Below are 11,806 nucleotides of genomic sequence, written 5' to 3'. Positions count from 1 at the left end.
GGTCCACCGTGACTCCGGAGGAACAATCGGACCTTTTTGAGCTTCTCGATATCGCGATCGTCGAGACGGGCGTGCGGGATCACCGCCTGCGCCGGGCCAACGAGCCCTGCCGGGCTCTCTTCGGGATCGCCCCGGGCGAGCTCGGCCGTTGGACCTGGGAGGACGCGACCATCCCGGGGGAGCTGGCGCGGCGGAACGAACAGGCCCGCCTGCGTGCCGAGGGAGGTCCCGACCGGTTTCGCAGAGTGGTCCGCCTGGTGCGGCCGGACCAGTCGGTGATGCACGCGGTGGCGACGACCGTGCTGCGGACCGACGCCGACGGTGAGCAGTACTTCCTCACGCATCTGCAGGACGTGTCCGAGGAGATAGCGGCGCACGACCGGCTGCGCCTCGTCGTGGAGAACACGCCGGTGTCGATGTTTCTGGTGGGCCTGGACGGTCGGGTCCTGGTGCGGGAGGGAACCGCGGTCCCGCGGGCATCGGCCATCCTGGAGGAGGCCCGGGACGCGTCGGTCTTCACGACGTTCGCCGACTCTCCCCAGGTGACCTCCGTCCTGCGTAGGGCGCTGGCCGGGGAGCGGGTCCAGGAGGTGATCGAGATCTTCGACCGGTGCCTCGAGGTCCACCTCGTGCCGATTCGAGGCACCGACGGGGCGGTGAGCTCCGTCGCCGCCGTGGCGACCGACATCACCGAACGGGAGCAGGCGCTGGAGAGCCTGCGACTGCGGACGGCCGAGCTGGCCGCGGTGGCCGACCTTGGCCAACGGGCGTTGGAGGCGCGGGACGCGGCGCCCCTGTGGAAGCGCGCGGTGACGGTGATCGGCGACAGGCTGCGGGCCGACCTGGTGGAGATGTACGAGCTGACCGCCGACGGGAACCGGCCGACACTGCTGGCTCGCGCGGATCGTCGCGAACGACCCGTGGCCGGGCCGACCGGAACGGCGCCGTCCGGGGCCGAACGCGCCGCCGGCTCACCGGCCGCGGCGATGGCCGGCGAGGCCGGTGAGGCCAAACAGGCCGGCGTCCTGTTGACCGCCTCGGTCGGGAGGCCGCAAGCCCCGCTGGCGAGGATCGAGGTGCGCCGGGCGCCTGGCGCGGCCCCGTTCACCGAGCAGGAAGTCGGGTTGGTCCGTTCCGTGGCCGCGGTGCTCGGTTCCGCGGCGCTGCGGTTCCGGATGGAGGCCGAGATCCGCCACCGGTCGCTGCACGACGGGCTCACCGGGCTGCCGAACCGCACCGCGCTGCTCGACCGTCTGGCGCGGGCACTGCGCCGGGCTCGCCAGGACGGCTGCCGCATCGGGGTGCTCTTCATCGACCTAGACCGGTTCAAAGAGATCAATGACACGCACGGCCACCAGGCCGGCGACGCGCTGCTGCGGGAGACCGCGGCCCGGCTGAGCGCGGCCGTGCGCCCCGGCGACGTCGTCGGGCGGCTGGCCGGCGACGAGTTCGCGGTGGTGTGCGGGAACATCGAGCGAATCGCGGACCTCGAGGCGATCGCCGATCGCGCGCTCGCAGCGCTGGAACCGCCGTTCCGGCAGGGCGACCAGGTGATCGGGCGGACCGCGAGCATCGGTCTGGCTGTCTCCAGCCCGGAGCTCCGGGATGGCGAGACGTTGCTGAACGCCGCCGATCTCGCCATGTACGCCGCGAAACGCGACGGTCCCGGGCGACGCGCGGCCTACCAGCGAGCTCCGGGCTCTCCCGGCGCGGCCGGCGGAGCGGCTGACAGGTAGGGCCACGCCAGGTGGCTCAACTGCCCCTGGGCAGGGCCTGGCTGGCCTCGTCGAGCGGGCGCGGCGGGCCGTAGTACGGCCCGGTGCCGAGGTGGCAGCCGGCGGCGGCGAGTTCCCGTGCCTGGGCGTGGTTGCCGATGCCGGTGGTGGCGACGGTCAGGTCGAGGTGGGCGGCGGCGGCGAGGACGGCGTCGCGGATCCGGCGGGTACGGTGCGCGCCCGGGCTGGAGTCGACGTCGGTCAGGGTGTGGTCCAGCCTGATGATCTCGATCGGCAGGGTGCGCCAGGCGGCGAAGGTGCTGGCCCGGCCACCGACCCCGTCGAGAGCGAGCCGGATTCCCCGGCCGGCGAGGCGCCGTAGCAGGGGCGCCGCGGCGTCGAGGTCGGAGACCCCGCAGGTCTCGGACAGCCTCAGTATGATCGTCTGCGGGGGCAGGTCGTGGTGGGCCAGGAGATCCGCGACCTCGGCGACGGATGTTCCTTCGAGGTCACGGCGGACCGGAACGCTGACGAACGCCGGCCTGCCGCGCAGGCGCGGGTTCTGCGCCGCGACATCGCGGCAGACCCGGCGCAGGACCAGGCCGACGAGCGGCACCGTCAGACCGGCCTCGTCGGCGAGGTGGGCCAGCAGGTCGGGCGGGCTCTGCGCGAGCAGCCGATGGCTCCAGTGCGGCACGGCGTCCAGGGCCGAGACGCCACCGGTGCGCAGGTCGACCACCGGCTGGTAGTGGACGGTGATCGTTCCGTAGCGCTCGTCACCGCGCAGCGCGTACGCCAGGGCGGCCCGGGTCTGCGGGGCTGACTCGTGGGTGGACAGGTCGGGTCGGTAGACGACCAGGCCGCCCTTGCCCTCGCGCTTCGCCGCGTACATGGCGAGGTCGGCCTCCCGCAGCAGGGCGTCGGCGGCCGGCGGGCTGTGGGCGTCGGCGATGACGAGTCCAAGGCTGGCGCCGACCGGCTGGGGGTGCCCCGCGAGCATGGTCGGGGCGCGGATCGTCTCGGCGAGGCGCTGGCACGCGGCTTCCGGATCACCGTGACCGTCCCCGAGGAGGATCGCGAACTCGTCGCCGCCGAGCCGGGCGATGGTGTCACCCGGCCGGACGCCGGCCCGCAGCCGCGCCGCGGTGGTCGTCAGCAGGCTGTCGCCTGCCGCGTGCCCCAGCGTGTCGTTGACCCGTTTGAAGTCGTCGAGGTCGCAGTAGACCAGGGCGAAGGGCCGACTCTCCCGGAACGCGAGCGCGTGCTGCAGCCGGTCGGCGAACAGCGCCCGGTTCGCCAGCCCGGTGAGCGGATCGTGCAACGCCTGGTAGCGCAGTTCCTGCCTGCTCGCCTCGACGGAGGCGAGCAGGACGGTGTTCTCGCCCAGGGTCATCAGCTGCCGGGCCAGGGCGATGAGCAGCAGACCGATCAGGCCGACCCACTCGACGCGGTCCACCGCGCCGTCGGCGATCAGCTGGCTCACCAGCAGCACGCCGGCGACCCCGAGCGCCAGGTACGGCAGCGCGGACCGCAGCCAGAGCACCCGGGGCCCGCCGCGACGCCGGACCGCCGCGGGCGACCCGGGGATCGGGACCAGCCCGGCGAGCAGGAGCAACAGCCAGCCGGTGGCGGCTATGACGTCCGCCGCCGGAGCGATGCCGACGCCGCCCGCGGCCGCGACGCTGAGGTACAGGGCCGTGGACAGCATCATCACGCTCATGCCGGCACCGAGCAGCGCCAGCGCGAGGCCTGACCGCGGCTGCCGGAACGTCGCCAACAGCAGGACGGCCGCCATCAGGATCAGATAGCCGACGACGGTCCCGGTGTTCGACACGAGCCCGGGTGTGTCGATGTGGTGCGACCGGATCGCCGGTTCCATGATCGTCGCCCAGGCGATCAGGAAGACCGAGCCGACGACCACCAGACTGTCCAACGCGATGATCGCGTACCAGTAGTAGCCGTCGCGCCCCACGCCGAACCCCGCGTCCCCGACCTCCAGCGGATCGGTGGGGAAGGCCAGGATGCCCGCGAGGTAGACCGCGAAGATCAGCAGGAAGGCGGCCGCCGCCCACGGCACATGCGCAGGGACGACCGCGCCGTGCCCGAAAATCCAGCGCAGGTGCCAGGCGGACACCAGGACCGTCGGGATCGTCGCGATTCCGATGATCAACCGCCATCGGCGGTCGGCGCCCTGGGCGCGCCGGCCGGTCCACACCAGGCACACCACCACCGCCAGGCAGGCGGCCGCGGCCGCGCAACTGGACAGCTGCGCGCCGGCCGTCGACGGAAGCAGCAGCGCGCACACGGCCACGACCGCGAGGTAGGCCAGGCAGCCGCCAGCCGCGACGCGCACCGTCCGATGCCCGTCGACCATCAGGGCGCACCTCGTAGCCGCATCGAGCGTCCCCCTGCCTGCCAGCGCGCGTTCCAGCAAACCAACAGCTCCGTACCCGGATCGGGCCTCGGGGACGCTTTCAGGGGTGGCTCATGTCGGGAATCGTTCGGGGTGTCCGGGCCGGCGTTATCGTCGGATCGTGGTGGGGGAGCGCAGACACGCGGACCCGGCCGAGCCGCTCTCGCGCGATGTGCTGCGCCGGTGGGTGCCGGTGGCGGCGCTGGTGCTGGCTGTCGTCGCCGCCGTCGCCGATCCGGCTGGCTGGGTCCGGCCCGTCGCGCTGGCCCTGCCGGTCGCGGTGTTCGCCGGGTGGGCGCGGCTGCCCCGGCTGCCGCTCGCGGTGCTGGCCGCCGGCGTGGTGGTGCCGGTGGCGCTGGTCCAGCTGACCGGTCGCCTGGAGCCCGCGATGTTCCTCGTCTCGCTGCTCGCGGTGGTGGTGGGCCGCTGGGTGCGGCCGGCCTGGCGGGCCGGTCTGGTGTGTGGGCTGGCCGTCCTCTGCCCGGTCGTGGTGGTGCTGCTTCAGCCGGCGGGCAATCACCTCAACTGGGCGATCTGGATGGTCGGGATCGCCTTCCCGGGACTGATCGGGCGGGCGATGTACCGCCAGGATCAGCTGAGCGGCCAGCTGGAGTTCGCTCGTCGGCAGCTCGCCCGCCAGGCGCAGGCCGAGCAGCGGCGCCAGATCGCCCGGGACGTCCATGACCTGGTCGGGCACGGCCTGACCGCGGTGCTGCTGCAGGTCGCCGGCGCCCGCCACGTGCTGCGCCGTGACCTCGACGCGGCCGACGAGGCACTGCGCGCCGCCGAGGAGGTCGGCCGGCGCAGCATGGCTGAGCTGCGCGGCACGGTGAGCCTGCTGCGCGGCCCCGGCGACGACGAGGCGACGGGCGCTCTCCCGGACTTCTCCCGGCTGGCGGACCTCGTCGACGCGGTGCGGGCGGACGGCCTGGCGGTCGACTACCGGGCCAGCGGCGACCTGGCCGGCGTTCCGGCGGCGGTAGGGGTGGCTCTGTACCGGATCGCGCAGGAGGCGTTACGCAACGCGGCCCGCCATGCCCCGGAGGCCGACACCCGCGTGGCGGTGACGGTCACCGCCGGCGCGGTGGACCTCGTGGTCGACAGCGTCGGCGTCCAGGCCCGGCCGGCCGACGCGGACCGGCCCCATTTCGGGATCCTCGGGATGCGCGAACGTGCCGCCCTGATCGGCGCGGAGCTGGAGGCCGGCGCGACCAGGCCCGGCTGGCGGGTGCGGTGCCGCGTCCCGGTGGGGGCGGCGTGATCCGGGTCGTGATCGTCGACGACCAGGCGATCGTGCGGACCGGGCTGGCCCGGATCTTCGGCGCGGAGGACGGCTTCGACGTCGTCGCGGAGTGCGCCGACGGTGCCCAGGCGGTCGCCACCGTCACACGCCTGCGGCCCGACCTGGTCCTCATGGACGTGCGGATGCCGAGGCTGGACGGCATCGAGGCCACCCGCCAGCTGTGCGCCGCGCCCGAGCCGCCGCCGGTGCTCGCCCTCACGACCTTCGACGAGGACGAGGTGCTGTGGGGGGTGATCGAGGCTGGCGCGCAGGGTTTCGTCCTCAAGGACTCCACCGCCGAGGACCTGCTGGCCGCCGCCCGGGTCGTCGCCGCCGGCGGGGCCTGGTTCGACCCGGCGGTCGCGCCTCGGATGATGCGGGCCTACCGCGGCGCGGTGGCGTCCCGGCGGAGGGAGGCAGCCCGCCTCGACCTGCTCACCGCCCGGGAACACGACGTGCTTCGGCTGCTGGCCCGCGGGCAGGTCAACGCGGAGATCGCCCAGGCTCTGCGGGTCAGCCCGGGCACGGTCAAGTCGCACATCGGCGCGATCTTCGAGAAGCTCGGGGTCCGCGACCGGGCCGCCGCGATCGTCTTCGCCTTCGACCACGGCATCGTGCGGCCCGGCCAGGACTGACCGTTCTCTGCCCGTGGGCGGAGAACGGGTCTGGACCGCGGGCCGATGCGCTCGGCCGGCCGATGCGGCCAGGGTGTCGGCTATGGCCCTCAACGCGGTGACCTCCGCCGAATCCGACCCGCACGGCTCGGCCCACGCCGGCCCGACTGGCGCCGGCCCAACCGGCGCCGGCCCGACCGGGACCGGTTCGACGCGCGCGGGCCCGATCGGGACCGGTTCGGCTGGGACCCCGCTGGCTCGCGGCGTTCTGGTCGTCGCGGCAGGGGTGGCCGCCGTGCTGGTGGCCTCCGCCTCGCGGTACGGCTACCACCGTGACGAGCTGTACTTCCTGGCCGCCGGCCATCACCCGGCCTGGTCCTACGACGACCAGGGACCGCTCACGCCGCTCGTGGCCCGCGCGATGGACGCGATCGCCCCGGGTTCACTGACCGTGCTGCGCCTGCCCTCCGCGCTGGCCGCCGGCCTCACCGTGCTGCTCACCGGCCTGCTCGCCCGCGAACTGGGCGCGCGGGGCCGGGCCCAGCTGCTGGCCGCCACGACCGCGGCCGTCGCCGTGATCGTGCTGTTCACCGGTCACACCCTGAGCACGGCCACCTTCGACCTGCTCGTCTGGACGGCGGCGAGCTGGCTGGTGGTCCGGGCGCAGCGGACCGGTGACGACCGGCTGTGGCTGCTGGTGGGCACGGTGCTGGGTGTCGGCCTGCTGAACAAGCCGCTGCCGGCGTTCCTGGCCGCGGGGCTGGTGGTGACGATCGCCGTGGCGGGGCCGCGCAGACTGCTCGCGAGCGGCTGTCTGTGGACCGGCGCCGTCATCATGATCGCGCTGTGGTCGCCCTGGCTGGTCTGGCAGGCCGGTCACGGCTGGCCGCAGCTCGCGGTGTCGCGTTCGATCGCGGCAGGCAACTCGGCCAGCTCCCAGCCGTGGTGGCAGATCCTGCCGTTCCAGGCCCTGCTCGCCGGTCCGCTGCTGGCCCCGGTGTGGATCGTCGGGCTGGTCCGGCTGCTGCGCGCTCCGGCCCTGCGCCGGCTGCGCTTCCTGGGGTGGACGTATCTGCTGCTGGCCGTGGTCTTCATGGCTACCGGCGGCAAGTCGTACTACCTGGCGGGGCTGCTGCCCGTCCTGATCGCAGCCGGCGCCGCTCCGGTGGACGCCTGGCTGGACCGCGGACGGCCGCACGTTCGACGGGCGGTCACCGCCGTGGTCGTCGCGCTCAGCGCCGTGGCCGGCCTGCTCATCGGGCTGCCGGTGCTGCCAGCCTCCAACGCGGGCCCCATCGTCGCGATGAACGCCGACGTCGGCGAGACGATCGGGTGGCCGGACCTGGTGCGCACCGTGGCTCAGGTCGCCCGGCAGGTGCCGCCCGGCCGAGGAACGCCGGTCATCCTCGCCAGGAACTACGGGGAGGCGGGCGCGGTCGACCGGTACGGTCCCGCGCTAGGGCTTCCGGCGGCGTACAGCGGCCACAACGCGTTCGGCGACTGGGGGCCGCCGCCGGACCGCGACGGTCCCGTCGTCGCGATCGGCTTCCGGCCGAGTTCGGCCGCGCCCTTCCTCCGTGGCTGCCGGGTCGGGGCGTACGTCGACAACTCCGCGGGTGTCGACAACGACGAGCGCGGCAAGCCCGTCCTGATCTGCGACGGGCCCGTCCGCCCGTGGTCGCGGGAATGGCCGAGCCTGCGTCACCTCGGCTAGACCCGCGACCGCCCAGGTCCGGCCGGGCCCAATCGGCGATCGTGGGGCGCCGGAATGGGATTGTGGGGCTGGTGTTCAGTGCTGGTTTGTGTAAGTGCTGCCGGTGGCGAGGGAGTGGACGCAGGAACCGGAGTTGCCGATCGTCTGTACCATCGAGCTGTTTCCGGAAATCACGCTGTTCCCGGCCGCCGCGCTGGCCGGAGAGTTGTTTCCGGTACCCACGGACTGGCCGTTCTGGAACACCATCAGCGTTATGCGTTCCGGTAGCAGCTCGGCCTGCTCCGCCGCGAGCTCGGCGGCACTCATTCCCGGGTGGACCGTCTCCGTCAGTTCCATTCCCCACCGCCCCCATGACTCGTCCCCGCACGGGTCGCGGCATTGAGCCGCGACGGACGTCCTACCCCGCCATGGCGAACCGCAACATGGCCGAGGGCGGTAATCCGCCGGCGGATTGCCGCGCAGCTCACATCGATGCGCACCGGCCGGCCGGGCCGGTCGACAATTGGCTGGTTTGGCACCCGCGGGACGGATGGTCGGAGGCGGAATGAATCCGGTCGAGGCCGGCGCGACCAGTCAGCCGGCGCATCCGGAGCTATCCGCACCGCCCTGGCAGCCGGCGCCGGCGTCCGCGCTGCCGCACGAGGTCCGGGTGGACGGCGTGCCGATCCGCTATGGCGTGTCCGGTTCGGGCGGCCGCGACGTGCTCCTGGTGCACGGCTACCGGGCGCACCACATGTGGTGGTACCGGCTGCTGCCGGCGCTGGAGGAACGCTGGCGGGTGATCAGGCTCGACCTCAGCGGTCACGGCGACAGCGGCCACCGCGACCGGTACGACGTGGATGTCTGGATCGCCGAGCTGCTCGCGGTGCTCGACGCGGCCGGATCCGCCCAGGCCCTGCTGGTCGGGCACAGCATGGGTGGCCGGATCGCGACGGTCGCCGCGGCGGAACACCCGGACCGGTTCGGCGGTCTCGTCCTGCTCGACTCGATGCTGCGCCCACGCGGCTCGACGTCGCTGCGAACGGGGACCCTGCCGCCCGGGCGACAGCTCGTCTACCCGTCCCGCGCGGCCGCCGCCGCCCGCTTCCGGCTGCGGCCGCCGCAGCCGCGGACCCCCGCCGAGGTCATCCGCCCCGTCGCGGAGTACTCCGTGTGCCGGGCCGCGAACGCCGACGGCTGGACCTGGAAGTTCGACCAGCGCGGCATTCCGCCGATCGACAACGACCGGGTGGTCGACAGCCTCACGCACATGCCGGTGCCGCTCTGGTTCGTGCGTGCCGGGCGCAGTCTCGTCGTCACCGACGAGGTCGCCGCCTACGCGCGCACCGCGCTGCCCGCCGCCTCGACCTTCATCACGCTGCCCGACGCCGACCACCACTTCGTCCTAGACGCCGCGGACGACTGCGACCGACTCCTGGCAGACCTCCACGGCGACCTGGCCGCCAGCATCCGCCCACACGGGCGAACTGCTCCCTAGCGGCACCTCCGACAACGTCTGCCCCGCTCCGAACCCCAAACCTGATCGCCGTTTCGGCCCCCGAAAGGCTGCGCGACGGCCCGATTCACGACCGCCTGAGGGCGAAAACGGCGATCACTCAGCCGGGCCGGCCGTCGCGGGCATGGCACTAGCCGGGTTATCTGCGGCGATCCGGCGGTCCCGCCGCCGGTTGGTTTGCCTAGCCGACCGGCCAGGCGTTACCAGAGGTACACCGAGCGGTCCTCGCTGGCCGCGGCGAGGGTCCCGCTGCGTGGGGAGAAGGCCAGCGCGGTCACGGCCGCACCGGGCCCGGTGAGGGGCTGGCCAACCGCGGTGGGGCTGCTCGGCCGGGCGACGTCCCACACGGAGACGGTGCCGTTGTCGCCCGCGGCCGCCAGCGCGCGGCCATCGGGGGAGAACGCCACCGACCGCACAGAGCCGCCGGGTCCCGCCAGCGGCTGGCCGAGGGGGGTCGGACCGCTGGGCCGGGTGACGTCCCACAGGTAGACCTTGCCGTCGCTGCTGCTGGCCGCGAGCGTGTGGCTGTTCGGGGAGAAGGCCACCGACAGCACGAAGTCGGTGGGCCCGGTGAGCGGCTGGCCCAGCGGGGTGGGGCTGGCCGGCTGGGTGACGTCCCACAGCCCGATCTTGTGGTTGTAGCTGCCGATGGCGAGCGTGTGGCCGTCCGGGGAGAAGGCCATCGACCGCACGGAGCTGCCCGGGCCCTGCAGCGGCTGGCCGAGTGCCGTGGCACCCGTCCCGGTGACGCTCCAGAGGTAGACCTTGCCGTCTCCACTGCCCGCGGCGAGGGTGTGCCCGTCGGGGGAGAAGGCCACCGACCGCACCCAGTCGCCCGGCTCGGTCAGGGGCTGGCCGAGGGGGGTGGGGCTGGCCGGCCGGGTGACGTCCCACAGGTAGACCCGGCGGTCGTCGCTGCCGGCGGCGAGGGTGTGGCTGTCGGGGGAGAAGGCCACCGACGACACCCAGCTGCCGGGGCCGGTCAGCGGCTGGCCCAGCGAGACGGGGCTGGCCGGCCGAGTGACGTCCCACAGGTAGACCCGCTGATCGACGCTGCCGGCGGCGAGGGTGTGCCCGTCGGGGGACAAGGCCACCGACTCCACCTTGTCGGTCGGCCCGGCCAGCGCGCGGCCCGCGCCCGTGGGCAGGGCGAACGTCGGCGCGACCGACGGGCTGGCGGACGGGGCGACGCTCGAGCCGCTGCCACCACCGCTGAGGACGTTGGTCAGGACGCCGACGGTGACCGTGCCGGCGACCACGAGCGCCGCGACGAGGGCGATGGTGGTCCGGGCCCGGCGCGGCTGACGCTGGACGACCGTCTGGTGCGTCGGCTGGCCGGCATACGAGGTGACCTCGTCGAGCCCCCCGGCCGGGGTCTCGAAGCGAACGGTGGCGTCCCTGCTGGCAACCTTGCCCGTGTAAGCGGGAGGGGGCGTCGACGCGCGGACGCCGGAGCGGTCCGGGGAACCGCTGGCGGCGGGAGGCGCCGCGTCCGCCGGCTCGTCCGGGGGAGCGGACGGCCGTGGGCCGTGGAGAAGGTCGAACAGCTCGGCGGCGGTGGGGCGCTCGGCGGGGTCCTTGGCCATCGCGCGGGCGACCAGGGGGCGCAGCCCGGCGGGGAGGCCGTCCAGGACGGGCGGGTCGTAGGCGACGCTGAGCATGACGCCGGGCAGCGACTCACCCGAGAAGGGCGGGCGGCCTGCGGCGGCGTACGCGAGGACGGCACCCCAGGCGTGAATGTCGGCCGTCTCGGAGACCGGCTGGCTCAGTGCCTGCTCGGGGGCCATGAAGGCGGGTGTGCCGATGGTCCCCTCGGTGAGCATGGTCGTGGAGTCCAGCGCGCGGGAGATGCCGAAGTCGATGACCCTCGCCCCGAAGGGCGAGAGCAGGATGTTGGACGGCTTGAGGTCGCGGTGGACCAGCCCGGCGGCGTGGATGGCGCGCAGCGCGGTGGCGACGGCGGTCGCGAGCCATTCGAGCTCGGCGGCGGACAACGGGCCGCGGTCACGGATACGCGCGTCGAGCGTCGGGCCCTCGATGTACTCGGTGACGAGGTACGGCCGGCTGCCGGCGGTGTCCACGTCCACGACCGGGGCCGTCGCCGCGTGGGCGACCCGCTGCGCGGCGTTGGCCTCCCGCAGGAACCGTTCCCGGAACTCGGGGACGCGCGCCAGGTCGGCCCGGATCACCTTGATCGCGACGAACGGCCCGGTGCCGTCGCGGCGGCCCAGGTAGACGCTGCCCATCCCGCCCTCGCCGAGGCGCCCGAGGACATGGTAAGGACCGAGCACGGACGGATCGGACTCTTCGAGGGCCGTCACCCCCTGCGGCAGCTCAGCCACCGAACCCCCCCAATAGCCGCCTGCCTGGTCCCCAACCAGGGCGAAGGCGATCTCCCCCGCCCGATTTATACCGGACCGACCGTCGGCCTGCACAAGGCGCGGGCTGCTCAGACCCGCCGGGCCGTGGCCGCGGCCTCGCCCCCCTTCGACCGAACGACGACAGCCAGCGCCGTCTCCGACAAGGTCTGCCCGCTCCGAACCACAGACCTGATCGCCGTTCTGGCCCTAGAA

The 11,806-nt window shown here is 73.8% G+C and carries 8 protein-coding genes; 5 read left to right on the top strand and 3 right to left on the bottom strand.

From position 1 onward, the window contains the following. Window positions 1-8: 8 nt before the first annotated feature. Window positions 9-1,736, top strand: a complete 1,728-nt coding sequence (locus FRAEUI1C_RS21285; RefSeq protein ID WP_013425406.1) for a sensor domain-containing diguanylate cyclase — start codon at window positions 9-11, stop codon at window positions 1,734-1,736. Between the two features lie 16 nt (window positions 1,737-1,752). On the opposite strand, the gene FRAEUI1C_RS21280 is transcribed toward FRAEUI1C_RS21285, so the two are convergent. Beyond that, a complete protein-coding gene (locus FRAEUI1C_RS21280; protein WP_013425405.1) occupies window positions 1,753-4,089 on the bottom strand; it encodes a putative bifunctional diguanylate cyclase/phosphodiesterase in 2,337 nt (778 codons plus the stop codon). 163 nt (window positions 4,090-4,252) lie between these two features. Between FRAEUI1C_RS21280 and FRAEUI1C_RS21275 the strand changes: the two genes are divergently transcribed. From FRAEUI1C_RS21275 to FRAEUI1C_RS21265, 3 genes are all read left to right on the top strand, one after another. Continuing rightward, window positions 4,253-5,389 (top strand): sensor histidine kinase, encoded by a 1,137-nt coding sequence (locus tag FRAEUI1C_RS21275; protein ID WP_013425404.1) that lies wholly within the window; start codon window positions 4,253-4,255, stop codon window positions 5,387-5,389. After that, window positions 5,386-6,045, top strand: coding sequence for a response regulator transcription factor (locus FRAEUI1C_RS21270; protein WP_013425403.1), 660 nt, complete (start codon window positions 5,386-5,388; stop codon window positions 6,043-6,045). Before FRAEUI1C_RS21275 ends, FRAEUI1C_RS21270 begins: the two co-directional genes overlap by 4 nt. A gap of 82 nt (window positions 6,046-6,127) precedes the next feature. Further along, window positions 6,128-7,738 carry a glycosyltransferase family 39 protein gene (locus FRAEUI1C_RS21265; protein ID WP_013425402.1) on the top strand — a complete coding sequence of 537 codons (1,611 nt, stop codon included), beginning with the start codon at window positions 6,128-6,130 and terminating at the stop codon, window positions 7,736-7,738. Between the two features lie 75 nt (window positions 7,739-7,813). Here FRAEUI1C_RS21265 and FRAEUI1C_RS21260 read toward each other — a convergent pair whose 3' ends face one another. Then, on the bottom strand, window positions 7,814-8,074 hold the full coding sequence (locus tag FRAEUI1C_RS21260; protein WP_013425401.1) for a hypothetical protein: 261 nt from the start codon (window positions 8,072-8,074) through the stop codon (window positions 7,814-7,816). Window positions 8,075-8,282: 208 nt separating this feature from the next. Here FRAEUI1C_RS21260 and FRAEUI1C_RS21255 point away from each other — a divergent pair, with 208 nt between their 5' ends. After that, window positions 8,283-9,215 (top strand): alpha/beta fold hydrolase, encoded by a 933-nt coding sequence (locus FRAEUI1C_RS21255; RefSeq protein WP_013425400.1) that lies wholly within the window; start codon window positions 8,283-8,285, stop codon window positions 9,213-9,215. Between the two features lie 218 nt (window positions 9,216-9,433). Here the strand turns inward: FRAEUI1C_RS21255 and FRAEUI1C_RS21250 are convergent, their stop codons facing one another. Next, window positions 9,434-11,575, bottom strand: coding sequence for a WD40 repeat domain-containing serine/threonine protein kinase (locus FRAEUI1C_RS21250; RefSeq protein WP_041261182.1), 2,142 nt, complete (start codon window positions 11,573-11,575; stop codon window positions 9,434-9,436). Window positions 11,576-11,806: the final 231 nt, after the last annotated feature.

The organism is Pseudofrankia inefficax (assembly GCF_000166135.1).
Taxonomy (GTDB): Bacteria; Actinomycetota; Actinomycetes; order Frankiales; family Frankiaceae; genus Pseudofrankia; species Pseudofrankia inefficax.
This window is presented reverse-complemented; position numbering and strand designations above follow the sequence as displayed.